This is a genomic window from Streptomyces sp. B21-083 (assembly GCF_036898825.1).
Lineage (GTDB): Bacteria > Actinomycetota > Actinomycetes > Streptomycetales > Streptomycetaceae > Streptomyces.
Genome location: NZ_JARUND010000001.1, coordinates 2,829,299 through 2,853,573 on the forward strand (window position 1 = coordinate 2,829,299; position 24,275 = coordinate 2,853,573).

Below are 24,275 nucleotides of genomic sequence, written 5' to 3' on the forward strand. Positions count from 1 at the left end.
TCGACGGTTGCCCGAATGCGACACGGGCACCCGTATGCATCTGGTATGCGCCGATCGGGTGGTCTTCAACCCCTACTCCTCGTTCGGGAGCGCCGCTTCGGCCGCTGCCTCGGGCCCCTGTTCGAGCAGTACGGCAAAGCCGTCCTCATTCAGAACAGGCACCTTCAACTGCATCGCCTTGTCGAACTTCGAACCAGGATTGTCACCCACAACCACGAATGACGTCTTCTTCGAAACAGAACCGGTCACTTTTGCTCCACGGCTCTGCAGCGCCTCCTTCGCGCCGTCCCGCGTGTGGTGTTCAAGGGTGCCGGTCACGACCACGGTGAGCCCTTCGAGCGGGCGCGGCCCCTCGTCCTCACCGGAGTTCTCCTCCTCCATCCGCACTCCGGCGGCCCGCCACTTGCGCAGGATCTCCTGGTGCCAGTCGACCGCGAACCACTCCTTGAGCGAGGCCGCGATGATCGGGCCGACCCCGTCCGTGGTGGCCAGCTCCTCCTCGGAGGCCTGCTCGATGCGCTCGATCGAGCGGAATTCGCGGGCCAGCGCCTCGGCGGCGACCGGGCCGACGTGCCGGATCGACAGACCGGTGATGACCCGGGCGAGCGGCCGGTCCTTGGCGGCGGCGATGTTGGCGAGCATCGACACCGCGTTCTTCCGGGGCTCGCCCTCCTGGTTGGCGAAGACCGTGGCGATCTTCTCCTCGCCGGTCTTCGGGTCCCGCTTGGGCAGCCCGCTGTCCTGGTCGAGGACGTACGCCTTGATGGGCAGCAGCCGCTCGATGGTGAGGTCGAAGAGGTCGCCCTCGTCGACGAGCGGCGGCTCGGAGGGCTCCAGCGGCTTGGTGAGCGCGGCGGCGGCCACATAGCCGAAGTTCTCGATGTCCAGGCACTTGCGCCCGCCGAGATAGAACAGCCGCTCCCTCAACTGGGCCGGACAGCTCTGCCCGTTGGGGCAGCGGAGGTCGACGTCGGCCTCCTTCATGGGCTTCAGCGGTGTCTGGCACTCAGGACACTTCGCCGGCATCTCGAAGGGCTTCTCCGTGCCGTCGCGCAGGTCGGCGACCGGGCCGAGGATCTCCGGGATGACGTCACCGGCCTTGCGCAGCACCACGGTGTCGCCGATGAGCACGCCCTTGGCCTTGACGACGTCCTGGTTGTGCAGGGTGGCGAACTCGACCTCCGAGCCGGCCACCGTCACCGGCTCGACCTGCGCGTACGGGGTGACCCTGCCCGTACGCCCCACGCCCACGCGGATGTTGATGAGCTTGGTGTTGACCTCCTCGGGCGCGTACTTCCACGCGATCGCCCAGCGCGGGGCGCGGGAGGTCGAGCCGAGGCGGCCCTGCAGCGGGATCTCGTCGAGCTTGACGACGACCCCGTCGATCTCGTGCTCGACGGAGTGCCGGTTTACGCCGTAGTACGCGATGAACTCCCGTACGCCGTCGAGGTCGTCGACCTCCTTCGCGTACCGCGTGGTCGGCAGGCCCCACTCGTGCAGCAGTTTGTACGCCTCGGAGAGACGGGTGAGCGGGTCGTAGCCCTCCAGGGCGCCGATGCCGTGGACCACCATGTGCAGGGGGCGCGTCGCGGTGACGCGCGGGTCCTTCTGGCGGAGCGAACCGGCCGCCGCGTTGCGCGGGTTGGCGAACGGCTTGTCGCCGCCCTCCACCAGCCGGGCGTTCAGCTCCTCGAACTTCTCCATCGGGAAGTAGACCTCGCCGCGGATCTCCACCAGGTCCGGGACGCGGTCGCCGGTCAGCCGGTCCGGGATCTCGGCGATCGTCCGCACGTTGGGCGTGATGTCCTCGCCGGTGCGGCCGTCGCCGCGGGTCGCCGCGCGGGTGAGCCGCCCGCGCTCGTACGTCAGGTTGACGGCGAGGCCGTCGACCTTCAGCTCGCACAGGAAGTGGTGCTCGGAGGCGCCGACGTCCTTGTGGACGCGCTCCGCCCACGCCGCGAGTTCCAGGTCGTCGAAGGCGTTGTCGAGGGAGAGCATGCGCGAGCGGTGCCGCACGGAGGTGAACTCCGTCTCGTACGCCCCCGAGACCTTCTGGGTCGGGGAGTCGGGCGTGCGCAGCTCCGGATACTCCTCCTCCAGCGCCTCCAGGGAACGCAGCAGCTTGTCGAAGTCCGCGTCGCTGACGACGGGAGCGTCGTTCACGTAGTACCGGAAGCGGTGCTCCTCGACTCGCTCGGCGATCTGGGCGTGCCTGTCGCGCGCCTCGGCGGGCACCGATGAGGTCTGTGCGTGCTGTTCGCCGGCCACCGTGTTGTCCTCCCGTTACTCTGGGTTGTCCGCGAGTGATCTCGCCGCCTCGACGCAGTGGGCGAGCGCCGCCCATGCGTACCGCGGGGAAGCGCCCGCGAGTCCGCATGACGGAGTGACGGTGACCGCCTCCGCGAGAAGTCCCGGATGCAGCCCCAACCTGCGCCACAGCGTTCTGACACCACCGACGCTACCGGCAGGGTCTGACAATGGGCCGTCCGTGCCCGGCACGACACCGGCGAACAGCCGCAGACCGCCTTCCACCGCCTCGCCGATCGCGTCGTCATCACGCTCGGTGAGGAGCGAGAAGTCGAAGGAGACGGCGGCGGCGCCGGCCCGGTGGAGCAGGCCGAACGGGACGTCCGGCGCACAGGAGTGGACGATGACGGGCCCCTCGCCGCGCACGCCGATGACGTCCCGGAGGGTCCCCTCGACGACCTGGCGGTCGGCGGCGCGGTGGGCGCGGTAGCCGCTGGCGGTCCTCACATGGCCGCGCAGCACCGGGATGAGGGACGGCTCGTCGAGTTGCAGGACGAGTTCGGCACCAGGGATACGACGGCGCAGTTCGTCGAGGTGGAGGCGGATGCCCTCGGCGAGGGAACCGGCGAGGTCGCGGCAGGCGCCGGGGTCGGAGAGGGCGAGCTCGCCGTTCCTGAGTTCGAGGGCGGCGGCCAGTGTCCAGGGTCCCACGACCTGCACCTTCACCTGCCCCTCGTACCCCTGGGTGAACTCCTCCAGTGCGTCGAGATCCTCACCGAGCCAGGAACGGGCCCGCTTGGTGTCCCGGCCCGGGCGGTCACCGAGGCGCCAGCCGCTGGGCTCCACGCGCGCGTACATCTCGACGAGCAGTCCGGCGGTACGGCCGATCATGTCGGCGCCGGGGCCGCGGGCGGGCAGTTCGGGCAGGAAGGGGAAGTCCTCGAAGGATCCGGTGGCCGCCTTGACGGCTTCCCGGGCGTCACCGCCGGGGAGAGAGCCGATGCCGGTGGCAGGGCCGAAGGTGGGGTTCGCGTTCACGTGGGGAAGCCTATGTTTCCTCGCCCCCGCCGCCCCTACCCGTCCCATCCTGTCCCTGGGGACTGCGCCCCCAGACCCCCGCTTCGGCCCTGAAGGGGCCTCGTCCTCAAACGCCGGACAGGCTGAAATTCAGCCCCTCCGGCGTTTGGGGAGCGGGGGTTCGGGGGCAGCGCCCCCGAGGATGGGACGGGTAGGGGCGGCGGGGGCGAGAACAGACCCGGCGTCACCGGCCCGGGCGTACCGTCACGTCGTTGATCTCCGCGTCCCGCGGGAGGTCCAGGGCCAGCAGGATCGTCGTCGCCACCGACTCGGGGTCGATCCACTTCGACGGGTCGTACTCCTTGCCCTCCTGCTGGTGCACCTTCGCCTGCATCGGGCTCGCCGTCCGCCCCGGGTACACCGTCGTCACCCGCACCCCGGCCCCGTGTTCCTCCTGGCGCAACGAGTCCGCGAGGGCCTTGAGGCCGTGCTTGGACGCCGCGTACGCCGACCAGTTGGCACCCGCGCTCAGGCCCGCGCCGGAGTTGACGAAGATCACCTGGCCCTGGGAGACGCGGAGTTGGGGCAGCAGGTGACGGGTCAGTTCGGCGGGGGCGAGCAGGTTGACGTTGAGCTGGTGGCGCCAGGCCTTGGGGGTCAGGTCGCCGACCGGGCCGAGATCGACCACGCCCGCGATGTGCATCAGGGAGTCCACCCGGTCCGGCAGCGACTGGTGGGAGAACGCCCAGGAGAGGCGATCCGGGTCGGCCAGGTCACCCACCAGGGTCCTCGCGCCGGGAAACTCCGCCGCCAGTTCCTTCGCCCGCCCCGCGTCACGCGCGTGCAGCACGATGTCGTCCCCGCGCGCGTGCAGCCGCCGCGCGACCGCCGCACCGATACCCGAACCCGCCCCGGTGATCACATGAGTAGCCATACCCGCCATGCTCGCATCACCGGAGCCCGCACCGGTCCCCGCTCCCCACTCGCTCCCGGCGGGAACAACCCCGGCCGCCCGAACGCTTTCCAGGTATGGCTGAAGGACACACGATCACCATCGAGCAGACCGACGACCGCGTACGGGTCGTCCACGGCGACCAGGTGCTCGCCGAGAGCGGGCGGGCCCTCGTACTGCGCGAGACCGGCTGTCCCCCGCGCTACTACTTCCCCGCCGAGGACGTCCGCCTCGATCTGCTGACGCCTTCCGAGACCCACACGTACTGCCCCTTCAAGGGCACGGCGTCCTACTGGTCCCTCCCGGACGCCGCCGACCTCGTCTGGGCGTACCCCGAGCCGAAGGCGGAGGTGGCCCGGATAAAGGACCACCTCTGCTTCTACGAGGTGGAGACCCTGTAGGCCTCCCAGGTCCAGGTCCTACTCCACGGGTTCCGTCACGAACCGCACGCGCTGGTCCAGTTCTGGTGCCAGGGGTGATGGCCAGTACCTCGTCCCAGCCCTTGATCGCCGGCAGGCGGCCCGGCGGGGGCGTGCGGAAACGGACGTCACGGAGGCACTCGGGCGCGTCCCGCCGCACGCCCTGTTCGGCCGTCCGCGGACGACACCACCGGGTGACCGCGCCGGCCAACTCCGTGCCGACGGCTTCGAGTCGACGTTCCCCGAGCTGCTCAGCTCACGGCCGCCGCGGCCCGGTTCGTCGTGGCGATCGTCGCCGAGCCGACGACGCGCGTGCCGTCGTACAGGACGATCGCCTGGCCCGGCGCCACCCCGCGTACGGGCTCGGTGAACGTGACCTCCAGGGTGCCGTCGACCAGTTCGGCACTCACCTCGGTCTCGCCGCCGTGGGCGCGCAGCTGGGCGGTGTAGGTGCCGGGGCCGGTGGGGGCCGCTCCGCACCAGCGGGGCCTGATCGCGGTGAGTGCGTCGACGTCGAGGGCGGCGGCCGGACCGACCGTCACCGTGTTGTTCACCGGGGAGATGTCGAGGACGTAGCGCGGCTTGCCGTCGGCCGCCGGGGTGCCGATGCGCAGGCCCTTGCGCTGGCCGATGGTGAAGCCGTACGCACCCTCGTGCGAGCCGATCTTCGCGCCGGACTCGTCGACGATGTCACCCTCGGCGCGGCCCAGTCGGTCGGCCAGGAAGCCCTGGGTGTCGCCGTCGGCGATGAAGCAGATGTCGTGCGAGTCGGGCTTCTTGGCGACCGCGAGGCCGCGCCGCTCGGCCTCCGCGCGGATCTCGTCCTTCGTGGTGAGGGTGTCGCCGAGGGGGAACATCGCGTGGGCGAGCTGCCGGTCGTCGAGCACGCCGAGGACGTACGACTGGTCCTTGGCCATGTCGGAGGCGCGGTGCAGCTCGCGGGTGCCGTCCTCGTGCAGGATCACCTGCGCGTAGTGGCCCGTGCAGACCGCGTCGAAGCCGAGCGCGAGGGCCTTGTCGAGGAGCGCGGCGAACTTGATCTTCTCGTTGCAGCGCAGACACGGGTTGGGGGTGCGCCCCGCCTCGTACTCGGCGACGAAGTCGTCCACCACGTCCTCGCGGAAGCGCTCGGCGAGGTCCCAGACGTAGAAGGGGATGCCGATGACGTCGGCCGCGCGGCGGGCGTCGCGGGAGTCCTCGATGGTGCAACAGCCACGCGCACCCGTGCGGAAGGACTGCGGGTTCGCGGACAGGGCGAGGTGGACGCCTGTCACGTCGTGGCCGGCTTCCGCCGCGCGGGCGGCGGCTACGGCGGAGTCCACGCCGCCGGACATGGCGGCCAGTACGCGGAGGGGCTGCTGCGAGGTGTGAGTCATAACCCCTCAAGGGTACGGGGCCCCGGGAACCGGGGCGCGCGAGTATCCGTTCACGCTGACATGGAGGAAACACAGGCCCGGCAGGACACCGGCCGCGGTCTCTCGCAGGACGTCCCCCGGCAGTCGCGGAGCGAGGGCCACGCGCGTGCCCCGGGGGACGGCGACCGGCGGATCGGGCGGCGCGCGCTGCTCGTCGGCGGGGCGGTGGCCGCCGTCGCCACGGGCGTGCTCGCGCGGGACGAGCTGAGGCATCTGTGGTGGCGGGTGCCCGGGGTGTCGAAGCCGCGCAAGGAGGGCGAGGTCGACTACGCGGGGGCGCGCTGGGTGGCGGCCTCCTCGGCGAACTTCCGGACGGCGGACCGGCCCGACGACTACGACGTGGACCGGGTGATCATCCATGTCACGCAGGGCAGCTTCGCCAGCGCGGTGAAGGTCTTCCAGGACCCGGGACACGGAGCGGCGGCGCACTACGTCGTCCGTGAGGACGGGCGGATCACGCAGATGATCCGCGAGCTGGACGTGGCGTTCCACGCGGGCAACCGGGAGTTCAACGAGCGGAGCGTCGGCATCGAGCACGCCGGCTTCGTGGAGAAGCCGGAGGACTTCACGGACGCGATGTACGCCGCCTCGGCACGGCTGACGGCCAGGGTCTGCGCGCGGTACGGCATACCCGTCGACCGGGAGCACATCATCGGGCATGTGGAGGTACCGGGCACGGACCACACCGATCCGGGGCCGGGGTGGGACTGGAAGAAGTATCTGCGACTGGTGGAGGAGGCGGCCGCGGCCACCACTCCCTGAACCCCTCCTCCGCAGACTTCATGTGACGCAAGTCACATTGCGCAATATCGTGAGCAATTCGGGTGTGCCCGCCGCCCGATGTGTCCCACCCGCCGAAGATGACCTGCGGATCCCCAACATCGGCCTCTCGTAGGGGAGTTGGCACGCACGGCCGCCTCACAGCCTCCTGGGTTCGCTCCTATTTTCGCCCCAGCCTTTACATAGGGCTTAGCCCAAAGATCCACAGCCATGACCATGAACCCCAACACAGACGCCGTCCCCGGCGCGGCCCCGCAGCTCGACGGCGACCACGAGGCGGGCGAGCGGGACGGCAGTGACCAGCGGGCCAGGAGCCGGGGCGGCAAGGGCATGCACCGGCGGAAGTTCCTCGGCGGGATGGCCGGTGTCGGCCTGGGCGCCGTGGCAGCGGCCGGTGCGACCTTCGGGCTGCTGACCGACGCGGGCCGCAAGGCCAGCGCGGCGACGAACACGGCCACGCTGCCTGTCCCGAACCTCCTGGAGGGCACCACCACCGACGGCACCACCACCTTCACCCTGGAGGCCAAGAGCGGCACCAGCGAGGTGATCAGCGGTGTCACCAGCACCACCGCCGGCTACAACCAGTCGTTCCTCGGCCCGACCATGAAGTGGACCAACGGCGACAAGGTCCTGCTGAACATCACCAACAGCCTCACCGAGGAAACCACCGTCCACTTCCACGGCGCGCACGTCCCGCCCACCATGGACGGCGGCCCGCAGAACGCCTTCGCCGCCGGGGGCACCTGGGCCCCGGCCTTCACCGTCATGGACGAGGCCAAGACCCTCTGGTACCACCCGCACGCCCTGGGCACCACGGCCAAGCAGGCCACACACGGACTGGCCGGAATGATCATCGTGGAGGACGACTCCACCGCCTCCGCCGCCCTGCCCAGCGACTACGGCGTCGACGACATCCCGCTCGTCTTCCAGTGCCTGGCCGTGTCCGCCGCCGGCGACATCAAGTACGACCAGGCCGGTTATCTCACCTCCGGCCTCCAGTACCCGGTGCTGGTGAACGGCACCAACGTGGACGACACCACACTCACCTTCAGCGCCACCAAGACCCGCAACCGCTTCCGGGCGCTCAACGCCTCGCCGTCGGACATCATCACCCTGCAGCGCAGCGACGGCGGCAAGCTGACCCAGATAGCCACCGACCAGGGCTATCTGACGGCGGCGACCGAGGTGGACACCATCCGGCTGGTGGCCGGCGCCCGCGCCGAGTTCACCATGGACGTCACCGAGGACGTCACGCTCCAGGTCGTCATCACGACCGGCTGGATCCGCGGCGGCTCCGGCACCTACGACTTCCTCACCGTCGCCGCGGGCGGCACCGACACCCCGGCCGACCTGCCGAGCAGCCTCAACACCATCGAGCGGTACGACACCACGGACTTCACGGCCCGCACCATCACGCTCAGCAACACGGGCGCGACGATGAAGATCAACGGTTCGGCCGGTCTGACCATGGCAAGCATGGCCATGATCAGCACCACGCTGGGCGCCAAGGAGATCTGGACGATAACCAACGCGTCCCAGCTGGAACACTCCTTCCACCTGCACGACGTGCCCTACCAGCTCATCGCGGTCAACGGAGCGGCCCCCACAGGGGTTCAACTCGGCTGGTACGACACGTTCGAGGTGGTCGGCGGCGGCTCGATCAAGATAGCCATGGAGTTCACCGACTTCGCCGACGACACCTACATGTACATGCTCCACTGCCATCTCCTGCAGCACGAGGACGAGGGCATGATGGCGTCCCTGATGGTCACGGAGAGCTAGCCGCTCGGTCCGGTGGCCTCGCCCGTGGCCGTCGCGGCCGGAATCGTCGCCCCTCCCCCTCCGGCCCCTGGTTCCCGGACGCGGGCGACGCGGGCCCTACGCCAGTCCCGCCGCGCGGGCCCGTTCCACCACCGGGGCGATGACCTTGGCGACCGCCTCGACGTCCGCCTCCGTGGAGGTGTGGCCGAGGGAGAAGCGGAGGGTGCCCCGGGCCAGGTCCGGATCGGTGCCGACGGCGAGGAGGACATGGCTGGGCTGGGCCACCCCGGCGGTGCAGGCGGAACCGGTGGAGCACTCGATGCCCTGGGCGTCGAGCAGCAGGAGCAGGGAGTCGCCCTCGCAGCCGGGGAAGGTGAAGTGGGCGTTGGCCGGGAGCCGGTCCACCGGGTCACCGCCCAGGATCGCGTCCGGAACCGCCGTACGGACGGCCGTGACCAGGGCGTCGCGCAGGGCGCCGATCTCCCGGGCGAACCAGGCCTGTTGTTCGGCGGCGAGCCGCCCGGCCACCGCGAAGGAGGCGACGGCCGGCACATCGAGGGTGCCGGAGCGCACGTGCCGCTCCTGACCGCCGCCGTGCAGCACGGGTACGGGGCTGTACTCGCGGCCCAGGAGCAGCGCGCCGATGCCGTACGGGCCGCCGATCTTGTGGCCGGAGACGGTCATCGCGGCGAGCCCGGAGTCGGCGAAGGAGACGGGCACCTGGCCGTAGGCCTGCACCGCGTCGGCGTGCAGGGGAACGCCGAACTCGCTTGCCACGTCGGCGAGTTCACGGACCGGCATGATCGTGCCGATCTCGTTGTTGGCCCACATCACGGTCGCCAGGGCCACGCTGTCGGGGTCGCGGGCGATGGCCTCGCGCAGGGCGTCGGGGTGCACCCGGCCGTAGGCGTCGACCGGGAGGTACTCGACGACGGCGCCCTCGTGTTCGCCGAGCCAGTGCACGGCGTCGAGGACCGCGTGGTGCTCGACGGGGCTGGCCAGGACGCGGACGCGGGCCGGATCGGCATCCCGCCGGGCCCAGTAGAGCCCCTTGACGGCGAGGTTGTCGGCCTCGGTGCCGCCGGCGGTGAACACGACCTCGCTGGGGCGGGCGCCGAGCGACTCGGCGAGTGTCTCGCGGGCCTCCTCGACCGTACGCCTGGCCCTGCGGCCGGCCGCGTGGAGTGAGGAGGCGTTACCGGTGACGCCCAGCTGCGCGGTCATAGCCTCGACCGCCTCCGGAAGCATCGGTGTGGTCGCGGCGTGGTCGAGGTATGCCATGGTGCCGTGATTCTACGGCGCCCCGATGACGGGATCGGGGGGAGGTCGGCGTCAGAAGCTCCAGGACACGGTGTGGTCCAGTTGCATGAGGGTCACCAGGACCACCAGGTCGGCCACGCCGAGGCCCAGGCCCAGCAGGGCCCGGCCGCGTCGGGCGGTGCCACGCCAGAGGGCGACGACGGCCAGCGTGATGGCGACGGGGCCGAGGAAGATGTTGAGGACCAGGAGGCCCGGCAGACCCAGGAGGAAGGACGCGACGGCCATGCCGTCGGCGTCACGCCGGGCGTTGCGCTCGGTACGGCCGGTGGCCGATGCGGTGAGTTGCATGATGATCAGCTCCGACGGGCGAGGCGCTCACGGAGCGCGAAGATGCCGAGCCAGGCGGCGATGCCGGCCGCGGCCAGGACGCTGAACGAGACCGGGAGATGAGCGACGGTGCCCATCACCATGCCCAGCAGCAGAAGGACGGCTACGAGGAAGAACATGGGAGGAGTCTCCTTTCGTCACAGTTCAGTGAACGCTTGTGGTAACACTTGTTCACTGACTCAGGAGTCTAGCGCGTCTCCCGGCTTTTCAATTACAGAGAACAGTTGTTAACTGCATGGCATGAGTCACACTCTCGGCGTCCGGCAGGCCCAGAAGCAGAAGACCCGGCAGTCGCTTCTGGACGCGGCGCTCGGCCTGCTGGAGGACCAGAGCCTGAGCAGCCTCGGTCTGCGTGAGGTCACCCGCGCGGTCGGCGTCGCCCCGACCGCCTTCTACCGGCACTTCCGCTCCACGGCGGACCTCGGTGTCGCCCTCGTCGAGGAGGCGCTCGGCAGCCTCCACCCGATGATCGGTACGACGGTGTCGGGATCCGGCGACAGCGAGGACCGGATAGTCCGCGCGGTCGACCTGATCTCCGGCCACGTGCGGGCGCAGCCCGCCCACGTCCGCTTCATCGCGCGCGAGCGGCACGGCGGGGTCCAGCCGGTCCGCGAGGCCATCCGGGACCAACTGGCCCGGTTCGCCGAGGAGGTGCGGGACGCGCTCGCCGAGCAGCCCGAGTCGGCGGGCTGGACCGAGGAGGACCTGCTGATGCTCGCGGGCCTGTACGTCGACCAGATGCTGATGACGGCCTCCCAGTTCCTGGAGACGCTGGACGCCCCGGTGGCGCGGCGCGAGCAGGTGGCCCACCTGGCGACCCGCCGGATGCGCCTGATCGCCATCGGCCGCCACCACTGGCTGGCCTGACCCGGCCCGGCCCACGGGGAACGTCGGCCCCGGATACGCACGTGGGCGGCGCGCCCGTCCGTCGGGCGCGCCGCCCATGCCGTACCAGCGAGGCCTCCGGCCCCGCCGCCGTCAGCCCTGCTGCTGAGCCTGCTGACCCTGGCCCTGCCCGCCGCCGGGGCCACCGCCGCAGCCGCCGCCACCCTGGCCATCGCCACTACCGGGGCCGCCGGACGGCATGCCCGAGGGGGCGCCGGACGGGGCAGCGCCGGTCGGCATGCCCGATGGAGCCCCCGAGGCGCCGCCGGTCGGCGCACCTGACGGGGCACCGCTGGGCGCCCCCGAGGGGGCGCCGGACGGGCGCTGGCAACTCTGCCCGGAGGTACCGGACTTGCCGCTGGTCGAGGTCGACGAGTCACCCGAACCACACGCGCTGAGCACCAGCGGGGACAGTGCCAGCAGGGCCACGGCGGGGACGAGACGCACACGCTTCATGAGAACAACTCCAGGAAAGATGAGGGAGTTTCGAGGCGGGCATCGAATCAACGACACCTGGTGCTTCCTTGAGGCCGCCCTGTTCTCTGCCTGTGCGTCAGGTAAAGCACGCCTATAGAGACGCGCCAGACCTGGTCTTTCTCGCCGTACAGCGAACTACCCACTGGTACAGGTCCGTGACAGAAGTCGCCGTGCGGCCCCTATCCGAGCCGTACGCTCGCCAACTGCCGCGACTGGGCGACGAGTCGGTCCGCGCTGTCCCAGACCTCGGCGTCCTCCTCCAGAAAGCCGCCGGCCAGGTTTCGGGTCGTTATCGAGACCCGCAGCGGGCCCGGCGCGGGACGGCAGCGCACGTGCACGGTGAGTTCGACCGTCGGGACCCAGCCGGAGAGGCCGATCTCGAACGCGGTCGGCGGCAGCGCGTCGACGGCGAGGAGCAGCGCGAGCGGGTCGGTCTCGCGGCCGTCGGCGAGCCCGAACCAGGACCGCATCTCCCCCTTGCCGGAAGGCGCGCCGAGCGCCCAGCCGAGCGTGGCCGGGTCGAGCTTCAGCATCAGCCGGTCGGCGATGGCGGAGCCGCCGGGGACCGGGGCGGGTGCGTCCTGGGGACCGAAGCACTGGTCCATGGGCGGCATCGCGGGCGGCGTGGCGGTCGTCCGGACGTCGTCGGGCAGGGCACCGAGGTCGCCGTAGGAGGCGAGGACACGGATGCGTTCGACCTCCTGACCCTCGTCGTCGTACTGGAAGAGCGAGGCCGTGCCGGTCGACAGCGAGCGTCCGGCGCGGACGACCTCCGTGCGGACGACGGCCGGGCCCGGGCGGGACGCGGTGAGGTAGTGCGCGGAGACACTGAAGGGGTCACTGTGCGGAAGGGCGTCCGCGAGGGCGCGGCCCAGCACCGCCAGCAGATAGCCGCCGTTGACGGCGTTGATGACGGTCCAGCCGGCCGAGAGTTCGGTGTCGTAGACACCGGGCGCGCGCCGGGTGACGGCGGTGTCCCGGTCGAACTCGCTGTCACCGATGGTGGCCCGCACGGACTGGGCGGAAGCTGCTTCTGGCATGGGTGAACGATACAGCAGAACAATACTAAGCAGTAGCTTTGTGCTGTTGGTCAGAATCGCACACTTGGTAAGTGCCCGGATTGTCTTGGGTAAGGGTTTCTCCGCAGCCGTGACCTGTCGGCCCCGATCGTCCTCATCACAGACATGAGCCTCACCGGTACGCCGTTCCTCCTCACGACGATCGCGCTCGCCGCCCTCGCCGTACTGCTGCCCCTCGCCCTCTGGTCCCGGGTGCGCGGGCCCGCCCTCGTGCGGGGCGCCGCCCGGCTGCTGATGGTGCTGTTCGCCCAGGGCACGGCGGTCACCCTGGTCTTCCTGCTGGTGAACAACTCCAACAACCTGTACGACAACTGGGGCGACCTCCTCGGCACGGGCGACCACGTTCAGGCCGCCGCCGACCTCGGCCCCGACGGCACCGGCGGTATCTCGCTGCGCAAGCTGCCGAAGGTGAGGCAGACGTTCCGCGAGGCCAGCGGGCCGGGCATGCACGCGGCCGGCGGCGTCGACGTCACCGACCTCAAGGGCCAGGTCTCGGGCGTCGACGCCGAGGTCTACGTCTGGCTGCCCCCGCAGTACCACGAGGCCGCCTACCAGCACCGCCGGTTCCCGGTCGTCGAGCTGCTGCCCGGCTACCCGGGCTCGGCGAAGTCCTGGTTCGGTTCGCTGCACGCGCCCGAGCAGCTGCTGCCGCTGATGAAGAGCGGCCAGATCACGCCCTTCATCCTGGTGTCGCCGCGTACGACGCTCATCGCCGACGCGGACACGGGCTGCGCCAACATCGCGGGCCGGGTCAACGCGGACACCTGGCTCAGTGTCGACGTACCGAAGATGGTCACGGACAACTTCCGCGCCGAGAGCGGGCCGGGCGGCTGGGCCGTCGCCGGGTACTCGGCCGGAGCGCACTGCGCGGCGAAGCTCGCCGTCGCGCACCCCGACCGCTACCGGGCCGCGGTGTCCATGTCCGGCTACAACGACCCGGCCGGGGAACCCCTCTCGCTGGCCGCCGAGACCCCACAACTGAGGGCCGCGAACAACCCGTACCTGATCCTCAAGCACGACCGGGTCCCGCCCGCGATCGCGCTCTACGTCTCCGGCGAGGCCGGCGACGGCTACGAGGCGGGCAGGGCTCTGCAGAAGGTGGCGAATCCGCCGACGGCGGTGGACGTGGTGTTTCTGCCGCGCAGCGCCGGCGGCCACAACATGGCGCTGTGGCGGCCCCAGATCACCACGGTGTTCCGCTGGCTGACCCAGCAGTTCGACGCGGGCGGCCAGAAGGCGGGCGGCGGCCGGGCCGGCACCACCGGCTCTACCGCGCGGACTCCTCGTCATGGGCCGTCGACCGGCGGTGCCACGCGCGCGGCGCTCGCCAGTGGTACCGCATCGCGAGCAGCCGCAGTACGAAAGCCGTGACGACCGCGAGCCCACTGGTGAACGGGTTGAGCACTTCGTAGCGGATGCAGAGGACCACCAGCGCGGAGCCGACGATCGCCGGGACCGCGTACAGGTCACGGTCCCAGCGCAGCAGGGAGGGAACCTCGTTGGCGAGGACGTCACGCAGCACTCCGCCGCCCACGGCGGTCGCGAGACCGAGGGCGGCGGAGGCGGTGAGGCCGAGGCCGTGGTCGTACGCCTTGACCGTGCCCGTAACGCAGAACAGGCCGAGCCCCGCCGCGTCGAACACGTTCACCCCCGTAATGTGACCGCGGCCGTCCCAGGGGGCCGGGCAGCTCACGGAACGGGCCTACAGGGCGGGCTTGCCGGTCGTGAACAGCCATGTCCGGAACAGATCGTCGAGCTGCTTGCCACTGATCTTCTCCGCGAGCCGGACGAAGTCGTCCGTGTTCGCGTTCCCGTACCGGTGGAGTCTGGTCCAGGTGGGCAGGAGCTTGAAGAAGGCGGCGTCGCCGATGCGTTCGCGGAGCATCTGGAGGGTCATCGCGCCACGCTGGTACACGGCCGAGGCGAACATCGTGTCGCGCTGCGGGTCCCCGACGACGGTCTGCCAGAAGGCGTTGTCGGCGGGGCGGGAGTTGTAGCCGGCGAGGAAGGAGTCGTGCGCCGAGCGGGTTCCCTTGTACTCGGCCCACAGCCACTGGGAGTAGGTCGCGAAACCCTCGTTGAGCCAGATGTCCTTCCAGTGGTCCACCGACACGGAGTCGCCGAACCACTGATGGGCCAGCTCGTGCACGATGGTCGTCTCGTTGCGCACGGCCGAGTACACCGGCTTGGTCTGCGTCTCCAGCGAGAACCCGGCCTCCGGCATGTCGTCGACGATCGCGCCGGTCTCCTCGAACGGGTACGGCCCGAAGACCTTCGACCAGTAGTCGGTGGCCTCCGCCGTCACCGCGTACACGTCGACGTTGTTGCTGTTGGCCAGCACCGGGTCGATGGCCACGTAGATCGGCGTCCCGCCGGGCGTGACGCCCGTCCTCACGTCGAACTTCCCGATGGTCGCGGTGGCGAGGTAGGTCGCCATCTGCTTCTTCTCGCGCCAATGGGTGTAGGTCGAGCCGCCCTTGTCGTACGTCGACACCAGCCGGCCGTTGGAGACACCGGTCAGCCCCTTCGGCGCCTTGATCCGGATGTCGAAGGAGGCCTTGTCGGAAGGGTGGTCGCTGGACGGGAACCAGGTGGAGGCGGCGTTGGGTTCGCAGGCGACGAAGACACCGTCGTCTGTCTTCATCCACCCGTAGCTGGAGCCGAAGACGATGGGCCCGCCCAGCGCTTCGGGCACGCCGCCGTAGGTGACGGCGACCTTGAACTCCCGCCCCTTGGACAGGGAGCCGCGGGGCGTGACGCGTATCTCGTCGCCCGTGCGCGTGAACTGGGCCCGTCTGCCGTCCACTTCGACCCGGGTGACCTCCAACTGCTGGAGGTCCAGATCGAAGGACGACAGGTTCTGGGTGGCGCGGGCGGTGATGGTCGTCAGCCCGTCGAGACGGTCGGTGTCCGGGTTGTACGCGACGTCGAGGGCGTAGTGCCGGGCGTCGAAGCCACCGTTGCCGAGCTGCGGGAAGTAGGAGTCACCGATGCCGTCGGCGCCCGGGGTCGGATGCGAGGAGGCGGCGATCACAAGGAAAGAGGCCGCCGCGGTGGCGACGGCCCCTAAACGTGCCGAACGGGAGAGTGCCATGAGTCGTCCCTTTTCGAGCGTGTGCCGGTCGGATAAGACGGACACGGACGACTCTGCGCTCTCCCGTTCGGGCATGTGCATGACTTTGCCAACTTGTCATGCCCTACTTGTCGGTTGACTCCTGAGGGGCCGTGGGCTCGTCGTTCGTCTGCGGGTCGGTGGGGGCTGTTCGCGCCCCTGGGCCGGCCTTCGCGGCCGGCGTCACCAGTTCCACCGCTTCCCGGGCGGCCGACAGCAATTCGATGTCCTGCGGGGCCTGGTCCTCGGCGTTCTCCGGGTGGTGACAGGCGACCTGCTGGCCGGGCTTCAGCTCCAGGAGCGGCGGCTCGGTCGTCTTGCAGATCTCCGTCGCCTTCCAGCACCGGGTGTGGAACCGGCAGCCGCTGGGCGGTGCGATCGGCGACGGCACATCGCCCTTGAGCAGGATGCGCTCGCTCTTGGCGCCCCGCCGCCTGGGGTCGGGAACCGGCACCGCCGACATCAGGGCCTTGGTGTACGGGTGCATCGGCGCCTGGTACAGGGAGGTCCGGTCGGCGAGCTCGACGATCTTGCCGAGGTACATCACCGCGATCCGGTCCGAGACATGGCGTACGACGGAAAGGTCGTGCGCGATGATCACGTAGGTCAGGCCGAGTTCCTTCTGGAGGTCGTCCATCAGGTTCACGACCTGCGCCTGGATCGACACGTCCAGCGCGGAGACCGGCTCGTCCGCCACGACCAGCTTCGGCTTCAGGGCCAGCGCGCGGGCGATGCCGATGCGCTGGCGCTGGCCGCCGGAGAACTCGTGCGGGTAGCGGTTGAAGTGCTCGGGGCTCAGGCCCACCAGCTCCAGGAGGCGCTGCACCTCCTTCTTCACCCCGCCCTCGGGCTCCACGCCCTGGAGCCGGAAGGGCGCCGAGACGATCGAGCCGATGGTGTGACGGGGGTTCAGGGAGCCGTACGGGTCCTGGAAGATCATCTGGATGTCCCGCCGCAGCGGACGCATCCCGGCCGCGTTCAGCCGCGTGATGTCCTGGCCCTCGAAGTGGATCGAGCCGGCGGTCGGATCCTGGAGCCGGGTGACGACCCGGCCCATGGTCGACTTGCCGCAGCCGGACTCACCGACGACGCCGAGGGTCTCGCCCTTGCGCACCTCGAAGGAGATGCCGTCGACGGCCTTCACCGCGGCGACCTGACGCTGCAGGATCCCCTTCTTGATGGGGAAGTGCTTGACCAGGCCCTCGACCTTGAGCAGCACTTCGCGCTCGTCGGAGGAGGCCGCCGCCTCGGTCGCTGCCTCGGGTTTCTTCGTCTCGCTCACAGCTTCGGCGCAATCTCTTCGGTCCAGATCCGCGTACGGTCCTCCGGCGAGAGGTGGCAGGCGGAGTAGTGCCCGCCGGCGACCTGCTGGAGCTCCGGGCGGACGGTACGGGTGACATCGCCCTTGGGGATGTCCGCGTACGGGCAGCGCGGGTGGAAGGCGCAGCCCGAGGGGACGTTGATGAGGCTCGGCGGCTGTCCCTTGACGGGGATGAGCCGCTCGGAGGTCTCACGGTCGATGCGCGGCATGGAACCGAGCAGACCCCAGGTGTACGGGTGCTGCGGCTGCGCGAAGATCTCGTCGACGGGCCCGCGCTCCACGCACCGGCCGCCGTACATCACCAGGACCTCGTCGGCGATCTCGGCGACCACGCCGAGGTCGTGGGTGATCAGGACGACCGCGGAGCCGAACTCCTTCTGCAGATCCCGGATCAGGTCGAGGATCTGCGCCTGGACGGTCACGTCGAGGGCGGTGGTCGGCTCGTCCGCGATGAGCAGTTCGGGGTTGTTGACCAGCGCCATCGCGATCATCGCGCGCTGGCGCATACCGCCGGAGAACTCGTGCGGGTAGCTGTCGACGCGCTTGCCGGGCTCGGGGATGCCGACCCGGTCGAGCATCTCGATCGCCCGGGTACGGGCGACCTTCTTGCTGACGTCGTGGTGGACGCGGTACGCCTCCACGATCTGGTCGCCGATCTTGTAGTACGGGTGCATCGCGGACAGCGGATCCTGGAAGATCATCGCCATGTCGCGGCCCCGCAGCTTGCGGACCTCGTCCGGGTCAGCGCCGACCAGTTCCTTGCCGTCGAGCCAGATCTCGCCGGACATCCGCACGTTCTTGCCGCGGGCGCCGAGCCGGTGCAGGCCCATGACGGCCAGCGAGGTGACGGACTTGCCGGAGCCGGACTCACCCACGATGGAGAGGGTCTTGCCCTTCTCCAGCTGGAAGCTGAGTCCGTCGACGGACTTGACCACACCGTCGTCGGTCGGGAAGTGCACCTTGAGGTCGCGGACGTCGAGGAAGGCACTGGGCGCGTTCGCGGGCGAGGGCTCGCCCACCGCCGCGCCGGTCTTGGACAGTTCGGTCACGAGAGCCTCACCCGCGGGTCGGCGGCCGCGTAGAGCAGGTCCACCAGAAGATTTGCGACAACGACGAAGAGAGCGGCGAGCAGGGTCACGCCGAGGATCGGGGGCAGGTCGTTGTCCTTGATGCCCTGCACCGCGTACTCACCGACACCGTGCAGCGAGAACACCGTCTCGGTGATCAGCGCGCCGCCGAGCAGCAGGCCCAGGTCCATGCCGAACACGGTGATGATCGGCGTGAGCGCGGCCCGCAGACCGTGCCGGACGACGACCTTGCGCTCCCGCAGGCCCTTGGCGCGGGCCGTGCGGATGAAGTCCTCGTTCATCGTCTCCAGCATCCCGGAGCGGGTGAGCCGCGCGTAGATGGCGGAGTAGAGAAGGGCGAGCGAACACCACGCCGGGAACAGGGTGTTGGCCCACTGTGCCGGGTTCTCGGTGAACGGCACATAGGTTCTGCCGAAGATCGGCCACTGGTAGGTGAAGAGCAGCAGTGCCAGGTTACCCGTGAAGAACATGGGCAGCGAGACACCGGCGAGGGCGACGCCCATGAAGGACCGGTCGAAGAACGATCCGGGCTTCAGCGCGGAGACGACACCGATCGTCACACCGGACACCAGCCACATGACGGCAGCGCCGGCGGCGAGCGAGATCGTCACCGGAAGGCGGGAGGTGAGCTGCGGCCAGACCGCCTCGTGGGTTTTGAAGGAGTAACCGAAGCACGGCGCGTTGCAGTGTGCCGTGGTGGGCCCCAGGTCATACGTGGCACCGGCCACGATCCCCTTGATGAAGTGCCAGTACTGGAGGTAAAGGGGGTCGTCCAGACCGAGGTTGCGCTTGACCGCGGCGATGTCCGCCGCCGACGGACTCTTCCCGATGTACTGCTGGGCCAACTGGTCGGCGGTCTGGCCGGCGAACCGTGGCAGCAGGAAGAAGATGGCGAAGGTCACCGCGGTGACGACCAGCAGCAGGATCACTGCCGCGAACGTCCGACGGAGGATGTACGAGATCACGGGGATCGGCCTGGTGCCCGCGGGGTGCGAAACCCGCGGGCACCAATGCCTTCACCTGCCTTCCGGGGCTGCTACTTCTTCGTGGTGCCGATGTTGAGGTAGTCGTACTGACCGCTGAAGGCCGACGTGGACACCAGGTTGGTGAAGTTGGCCGGGCGGTACAGCAGGACCTTGAAGTAGGTCAGCGGGACCAGGGCAGCCTCGTCCATCACCTTCTTGTCGATCTCGGTGTAGAGACTGTCGCGGGCGGTCTTGTCCTGCGTGCCGATCGCCGTCTCCAGCTTCGTGTCGACTTCCTTGTTGTCGAGCTGCGAGAGGTTGGTGTTGCCGGACGCGCTGATCGCCTTGCCGTTCAGGATCTGCTGCAGGAAGCCGTAGCCGGACGGCCAGTCGGCACCCCACTGCATCATCATCAGGCCGACCTTGTTGTCCGCGTCCCACTTCGGGACACCCGCGTAGTCGGTGAAGTACTTGCCCGAGGGGAACTGCTTCAGCGAGGCGTTGATGCCGACGGCCTTCAGGGAGTTGATGATCGCGGTGGCCGCGTCGATCTCCTGCGGACGGTCGCTGCGCGCGGTGATGCTGGTGTTGATCGTGGTCTGGCCGCAGGCCTTGAGGGCCGCCTTGGCCTTGGTCACGTCACCCTTGTTGCCGTCGGTGGCGTAGACGTCCGCCTTCGCGTAGCCGGGAATGTCCGGCGGAAGGACGGTCGTGGCGATGTCACCGCGGATCGGGCCGCCCTCGGCGGTCTGCACCGAGACCTTGTCGATGGCGTACTGCACGGCCTTGCGGCAGTCGACGTTGTCGAACGGCTTCAGCTTGGTGTTGATCGCCAGGTAGACGAGACGGCCACCGTAGGCGTTGTCGGTGCTGGCCTTCTTGTCGGCGTTGTTGATCACGTCGGCCTGGGTCGCGGCCTGGACACCCGTGCCGCCCAGGTCGATCGCGGTACCGGCCTGGACGTCCTGGTCGATGGTCTCCGGGTTGACCTTCAGGTTGACCACGATCTTGTCCGGGTACTGCTTGCGCAGCGGGTCGGTGCTGGCGTCCCAGTTCTTGTTGCGGACGAGGACGGCCTGCTTGCCCTCGTCGTAGCTCTGGAACTGGTACGAGCCCGAGGACACGATGTTCTTGATGTAGTCGATGCCCTTGTCCTTGGACTGGGGCACCGGCGCCGTCTGCGGCGTCGCGACCAGGTAGTCGAACTCCTGGAAGGCACGGTTGAGCTTGAAGACGACGGTGGTGTCGTCCGGCGTCTCGATGGACTTCAGGCCCTCGGCGCTCTTGTCCTTGTACGGACCCTTGTACTTGTCGCCGCCCGCGAGGAACTGCTGGAAGTAGTTCGGGCCGAGGGAGAGCACGTCACGCGCGAAGTTGGAGCGCTCGACGGCGTACTTGACGTCCTTCGAGGTGATCGCGGTGCCGTCCTGGTACTTCAGCCCCGAACGGAGCTTGTAGGTCCAGGTCTTGCCGCCGTCGCTGGGCACGCCCGCGCTCGCGGCGAGGTCCGGGACCAGCTCGTTGCCCTTCTCGCCCGCGGCGGGCTTGAAGGTCATCAGCGGGCGGGCGTACAGCCGGCTGAGGTTGTACATGTACCCGTAGTACGTGTTGCCGGGGTCGAAGGAGTCCGGGACGTCGGACAGCTCGTAGGTGACCGTGCCCCCCTTCTGGGTGGAGGCGTTGACGACGTCCTTGGTCGCTGCGTTGGCCCCAGCCGCCTTGGTGCCGTCCGTCGAATTGTTGTCATCGGCTTTGCTGCAGCCTGCTACCAGCAGACTCGCAGATCCGATCGCCGCAACCGCGGCCAGCGCTGACCTTCGCATGATGGTCTGCTTCTCCTCCATTGTTGGAAACTTGCTGAACTCCCGACGCGACCGCATCAGCGGCTGCGCGGGTCGAGAGCGTCTCGGAGACCGTCGCCGAGCAGGTTGAACGCCAGGACGGTCACGAAGATGGCGAGGCCGGGAACGATCATGAACTGCGGGTCGACCTGGTAGTAGGTGACCGCCTGGTTGAGCATGCCGCCCCAGGAAGCCTGCGGGGGCTGGATACCGACGCCCAGGAAGCTCAGGGACGCCTCGAAGAGGATGTTGGTCGGGATGAGCAGCGTCGAGTAGACGATGATCGGGCCGACCAGGTTCGGCAGCAGCTCCCGGAAGAGGATGTACGGCCCCTTGGCGCCCATTCCCCGGGAGGCGTCGACGAACTCGCGCTCACGCAGGGCCAGCGTCTGGCCTCGGACGATGCGTCCCAGGTAGGGCCAGTTGAAGAAGCCGATGACGAAGATCAGCACGGTGATGTGGAGCGGGAGCCCTTCCAGGCCGAACGCGCCGCCCTGCAGCGTGGCGGAGATGGCGATGGCGAAGAGCAGAAGGGGGAAGGCCAGGAACGTGTCCATCAGGCGGCTGATGATCGTGTCGACGCGCCCGCCGTAGTAGCCGGCGACCACACCGAGGATCGTGCCGATCACGTTGGACAGGACCGTGGCGCCGAACGCGACGACCAGTGAGACCCAGGAGCCCTCAAGGATGCGGGTGGCGATGTCGCGCCCGAACTTCGGTTCGACACCGAGCGGGTGGTCCCAGCTCATGCCGCCGAAGCCGCCCTTGGGGAGGGAGGTGTTGGGGTCGATCAGGTCCTGGTTGAAGTGGTTGGGGTCGAGGCCGAACATCGCCTGGATGGGCCGGGAGAGGAGCGCGGTCAGGATCAGCAGGATGACGATGACGCCGCCGGCGATGGCCACCTTGTCCCTCTTGAACCGCGCCCAGGCGATCTGACCCAGGGAACGGCCCTCGATCTGCCCCTTACCGGCACCCGCGAGCACAACCTCCGGCTGTGCCTCGGCTTCCGCTGCGGTGGTCTCGATCGGTGCGGTCACAGTGACCCGACCCCTCTCGCCGGTGGTGACCGGCCTACGCCTGCCGCTGTCTGCGGCTTGATTCACTTGCCTGCCGGGACGGGCCGCAGATGGTGCGGCCCGGTGACCCGACTGTTCGTTCCTGCTGACGATCCGTGCTGATTAGTCGACTAAGCCATGCTCCGCCCGACCGCAGGATCGATGACCCCATCGTCTGACAGGCGAGTCTTCAGTGATTCGGCGATCACGTGAAAGGTCTGTCGGCGAAAGTATGCGTAAACGTGATGCTGTCCTGTGGATTCCGTTATCCGAACAGTGGGTAACGCCCCCCGGACGCGGGGCAGTTGGGATAGAAGGGACAATCGCATACTATCGCGACCATTCTCCGCGATCTACGCGCGAAGACAGTGGCGCGCGAATTCGGCCGTACGTGTGACGGTCGGCTCAGTAACGACCCCGCGCGGGCGGATACCCGTATCCCGCCGCCGGAGCCTGCGGAGCCTGGGGCGGGGCGGCGATCGCGTGGGCCTCCCGGTCGTAGAACGGCCGGGCGTTCGCGCGCAGCCACATCACGACCGGGTCCTGCTCGTCCGACATCGCGACCGTCGACACCGGCAGCCCGTCGGGGACCGCCCCTATCGACTGCTGCATCATCGCGCGCACCGAGTCCACGGCCGGCGGCGAGGTGTCGTACACATCCAGTCCGATGGCCAGATACGGCGCACCGAGCGCCGGCTGCACCCAGGCTCGGCGCAGCGAGCGGACCGCCGGGGTGCGGTGGGCGTTCTGTGAGAGGAGGGCGTAGAACTGCGGGATCTCGATACCCGGCTCGGCCAGTCGCAGGGGTCCGGCGGGCTGGCGCTCCAGGCCCGCGGCGATACGGCGCAGATCGAGCCAGGGGATACCGACGCCGCCGCCCGGGGAGTGCGGGTTGAGCCAGATGCCGTACTGGTCCGGGTACAGGGTGCGGGCCACGTCGAGGCCGTCGACCACCTCGTACGACCTGTTCCAGCCACTGACCGACAGTTCCTGGGCGGAGGTCACACAGGGCGCGTAGCCGTACCCGTCGACCTGCATGTTTCCGTACTGCGCGTCGGGGGAACCGGCCTGTCCGTGCCAGAGCAGCATCCAGATCTGGCCGGAGGACGGGGTCGCGAGGGCGCGCAGGAGCGCCTCGTAGGCGTCGTAACGCCCGGGCGTCACCTGGCGCAGCATGTGCTCGACCTGACCGGCCGCGGCCGTGCCCGACGCGCTCACCATTACCGCCCCTTCGTAACCCTGACGAGTTGTGCGAGTTCAGTTTAAGCAGCGGCGCTGACAGACACGGTCTGTGGAAGCGGCCCAGGAGCTGCCCAGGAGCTGGAGACTTGCTGTGTTCGGGCGGCCGCGGGCCCATTGTGGCTGGTCGCGCGGTTCCTCGCGCCCCTTTGGGGCGCTCCTCAGCCCCCGTGTTGGTAGAAGGGGCGGACCTTTGCCCGCAGCCAGTCCGTCACCGGGTCCTGGGCTATGTCCAGGAAGACGAGGTTCACCGGCCAGGGGGAGGGGGTGTGGCCCAGGGCCCTGGCCAGGGCGTCCATGGGTATGGTGCGGACCACCGGGTCCCAGGGGGAGAGTTCGACGCCTATGAACATGACGGGGGCGGCCGTTTCTATCGTCGCCAGGCAGCGGCGGGCCGTCCGGACCACGCCCGTGCCGGCGAACTCCGCTGTCGCGGCGGCGAGGAAGTCGACCGGGTCCTGCTGCCAGTCGGGCTCGTAGAGGCGGACCCGGCCGCCGCCCGCGCCGTCGAGGAGGGTGCGGCCGGAGCGGCAGAGCTGGGCCACGGCCTGCGGGGGCAGCGGGGCGCCGACCACGCCGTCCGGGTTCACGGCGATGCCGACCTGGGGCGGCAGACCGCGGGCGAACTCGACCGCGGGGGCCACGGTGTACGACACATGGCCGCCGACGACCTGCCGGAACTGCTCCTCCGAGCTGAAGACCGGCACGTACGCCTGGCCCGCGATGTCCATCGTGGGCAGGTCGAGGGGGCCGCTGTAGGGGCCGCCGCCGGACGGAAGGGGGACCCAGACGAAGCTGCGGCCGAGGACCTCGACGATGCGGGCGCCCGCGCCGGGGACGCCGAGAGAGGCCGAGAGCACCTCCTCCAGCTCGTTGCCGGGCCATCCGCCGTGCGAATGGGGATGCGCCTGGGGGAAGCCCCCGGGAAAGTCCGGGGTGAAGTCCGCCGGGATGTCCATCTGCCTACCGCCTGCT

The 24,275-nt window shown here is 69.4% G+C and carries 22 protein-coding genes and 1 pseudogene; 5 read left to right on the forward strand and 18 right to left on the reverse strand.

Translation table 11 applies throughout. The features are described 5' to 3' along the window. Positions 1 to 72 precede the first annotated feature (72 nt). The 3 genes from ligA to QA861_RS12675 all read right to left on the reverse strand — a co-directional run bounded on the left by ligA (position 73) and on the right by QA861_RS12675 (position 4,207). Complete coding sequence (gene ligA, locus QA861_RS12665; RefSeq protein WP_334588428.1) at positions 73 to 2,268, reverse strand: NAD-dependent DNA ligase LigA; 2,196 nt, start codon at positions 2,266 to 2,268, stop codon at positions 73 to 75. Positions 2,269 to 2,283: 15 nt separating this feature from the next. Then, on the reverse strand, positions 2,284 to 3,285 hold the full coding sequence (locus QA861_RS12670) for a methionine synthase (protein ID WP_334588429.1): 1,002 nt from the start codon (positions 3,283 to 3,285) through the stop codon (positions 2,284 to 2,286). A gap of 223 nt (positions 3,286 to 3,508) precedes the next feature. After that, positions 3,509 to 4,207 carry an SDR family oxidoreductase gene (locus QA861_RS12675; protein ID WP_334588430.1) on the reverse strand — a complete coding sequence of 233 codons (699 nt, stop codon included), beginning with the start codon at positions 4,205 to 4,207 and terminating at the stop codon, positions 3,509 to 3,511. Between the two features lie 86 nt (positions 4,208 to 4,293). On the opposite strand from QA861_RS12675, the gene QA861_RS12680 reads away from it, so the two are divergent. Beyond that, entirely contained in the window at positions 4,294 to 4,617 is a 324-nt protein-coding gene (locus tag QA861_RS12680; protein ID WP_334588431.1) for a DUF427 domain-containing protein, read from the forward strand. Positions 4,618 to 4,886: 269 nt separating this feature from the next. On the opposite strand, the gene mnmA is transcribed toward QA861_RS12680, so the two are convergent. Then, positions 4,887 to 6,011 (reverse strand): tRNA 2-thiouridine(34) synthase MnmA, encoded by a 1,125-nt coding sequence (gene mnmA, locus QA861_RS12685; RefSeq protein ID WP_334588432.1) that lies wholly within the window; start codon positions 6,009 to 6,011, stop codon positions 4,887 to 4,889. Between the two features lie 60 nt (positions 6,012 to 6,071). Between mnmA and QA861_RS12690 the strand changes: the two genes are divergently transcribed. Continuing rightward, positions 6,072 to 6,812, forward strand: a complete 741-nt coding sequence (locus QA861_RS12690) for an N-acetylmuramoyl-L-alanine amidase (protein WP_334588433.1) — start codon at positions 6,072 to 6,074, stop codon at positions 6,810 to 6,812. Between the two features lie 228 nt (positions 6,813 to 7,040). After that, on the forward strand, positions 7,041 to 8,612 hold the full coding sequence (locus QA861_RS12695) for a multicopper oxidase family protein (RefSeq protein WP_334588434.1): 1,572 nt from the start codon (positions 7,041 to 7,043) through the stop codon (positions 8,610 to 8,612). A 96-nt stretch (positions 8,613 to 8,708) separates the two neighbouring features. Here the strand turns inward: QA861_RS12695 and QA861_RS12700 are convergent, their stop codons facing one another. The 3 genes from QA861_RS12700 to QA861_RS12710 are packed head-to-tail and all read right to left on the reverse strand — an operon-like array spanning position 8,709 to position 10,357. Next, on the reverse strand, positions 8,709 to 9,872 hold the full coding sequence (locus QA861_RS12700; protein WP_334588435.1) for a cysteine desulfurase family protein: 1,164 nt from the start codon (positions 9,870 to 9,872) through the stop codon (positions 8,709 to 8,711). A 51-nt stretch (positions 9,873 to 9,923) separates the two neighbouring features. Beyond that, complete coding sequence (locus tag QA861_RS12705) at positions 9,924 to 10,199, reverse strand: DUF4190 domain-containing protein (protein ID WP_334588436.1); 276 nt, start codon at positions 10,197 to 10,199, stop codon at positions 9,924 to 9,926. A 5-nt stretch (positions 10,200 to 10,204) separates the two neighbouring features. Continuing rightward, complete coding sequence (locus QA861_RS12710) at positions 10,205 to 10,357, reverse strand: hypothetical protein (protein ID WP_006375553.1); 153 nt, start codon at positions 10,355 to 10,357, stop codon at positions 10,205 to 10,207. A 121-nt stretch (positions 10,358 to 10,478) separates the two neighbouring features. On the opposite strand from QA861_RS12710, the gene QA861_RS12715 reads away from it, so the two are divergent. Further along, entirely contained in the window at positions 10,479 to 11,105 is a 627-nt protein-coding gene (locus QA861_RS12715; protein WP_334588437.1) for a TetR family transcriptional regulator, read from the forward strand. Between the two features lie 111 nt (positions 11,106 to 11,216). On the opposite strand, the gene QA861_RS12720 is transcribed toward QA861_RS12715, so the two are convergent. Together QA861_RS12720 and QA861_RS12725 are read right to left on the reverse strand one after the other, a co-directional pair. Further along, the gene (locus QA861_RS12720; protein WP_334588438.1) at positions 11,217 to 11,579 is read right to left on the reverse strand and encodes a hypothetical protein; all 363 of its coding nucleotides are present in this window, start codon (positions 11,577 to 11,579) and stop codon (positions 11,217 to 11,219) included. 200 nt (positions 11,580 to 11,779) lie between these two features. Continuing rightward, positions 11,780 to 12,640, reverse strand: coding sequence for a thioesterase family protein (locus tag QA861_RS12725; protein ID WP_334588439.1), 861 nt, complete (start codon positions 12,638 to 12,640; stop codon positions 11,780 to 11,782). 144 nt (positions 12,641 to 12,784) lie between these two features. Here QA861_RS12725 and QA861_RS12730 point away from each other — a divergent pair, with 144 nt between their 5' ends. Continuing rightward, positions 12,785 to 14,050, forward strand: coding sequence for an alpha/beta hydrolase (locus QA861_RS12730; protein WP_334588440.1), 1,266 nt, complete (start codon positions 12,785 to 12,787; stop codon positions 14,048 to 14,050). Here QA861_RS12730 and QA861_RS12735 read toward each other — a convergent pair. The 9 genes and pseudogenes from QA861_RS12735 to QA861_RS12775 form a co-directional block, all read right to left on the reverse strand. Continuing rightward, positions 13,947 to 14,333, reverse strand: a pseudogene (locus QA861_RS12735) (trimeric intracellular cation channel family protein); the annotation flags it as partial. The gene QA861_RS12730 and the pseudogene QA861_RS12735 sit on opposite strands and share 104 nt — an antisense overlap. 48 nt (positions 14,334 to 14,381) lie before the next feature. After that, entirely contained in the window at positions 14,382 to 15,773 is a 1,392-nt protein-coding gene (locus tag QA861_RS12740; RefSeq protein ID WP_334588441.1) for a M1 family metallopeptidase, read from the reverse strand. Positions 15,774 to 15,876: 103 nt separating this feature from the next. Further along, positions 15,877 to 17,073, reverse strand: a complete 1,197-nt coding sequence (locus QA861_RS12745; protein WP_334588442.1) for an ABC transporter ATP-binding protein — start codon at positions 17,071 to 17,073, stop codon at positions 15,877 to 15,879. Next, positions 17,070 to 18,161 carry an ABC transporter ATP-binding protein gene (locus QA861_RS12750; protein ID WP_334588443.1) on the reverse strand — a complete coding sequence of 364 codons (1,092 nt, stop codon included), beginning with the start codon at positions 18,159 to 18,161 and terminating at the stop codon, positions 17,070 to 17,072. Before QA861_RS12750 ends, QA861_RS12745 begins: the two co-directional genes overlap by 4 nt. Then, positions 18,158 to 19,165 (reverse strand): ABC transporter permease, encoded by a 1,008-nt coding sequence (locus tag QA861_RS12755; protein ID WP_334588444.1) that lies wholly within the window; start codon positions 19,163 to 19,165, stop codon positions 18,158 to 18,160. Before QA861_RS12755 ends, QA861_RS12750 begins: the two co-directional genes overlap by 4 nt. A gap of 71 nt (positions 19,166 to 19,236) precedes the next feature. Further along, positions 19,237 to 20,988, reverse strand: coding sequence for an ABC transporter substrate-binding protein (locus tag QA861_RS12760; RefSeq protein ID WP_334588445.1), 1,752 nt, complete (start codon positions 20,986 to 20,988; stop codon positions 19,237 to 19,239). Positions 20,989 to 21,044: 56 nt separating this feature from the next. After that, entirely contained in the window at positions 21,045 to 22,043 is a 999-nt protein-coding gene (locus tag QA861_RS12765) for an ABC transporter permease (protein ID WP_334588446.1), read from the reverse strand. A gap of 423 nt (positions 22,044 to 22,466) precedes the next feature. After that, complete coding sequence (locus QA861_RS12770) at positions 22,467 to 23,279, reverse strand: enhanced serine sensitivity protein SseB C-terminal domain-containing protein (RefSeq protein ID WP_334590533.1); 813 nt, start codon at positions 23,277 to 23,279, stop codon at positions 22,467 to 22,469. Between the two features lie 182 nt (positions 23,280 to 23,461). Continuing rightward, complete coding sequence (locus QA861_RS12775) at positions 23,462 to 24,259, reverse strand: enhanced serine sensitivity protein SseB (protein ID WP_334588447.1); 798 nt, start codon at positions 24,257 to 24,259, stop codon at positions 23,462 to 23,464. Positions 24,260 to 24,275 lie beyond the last annotated feature (16 nt).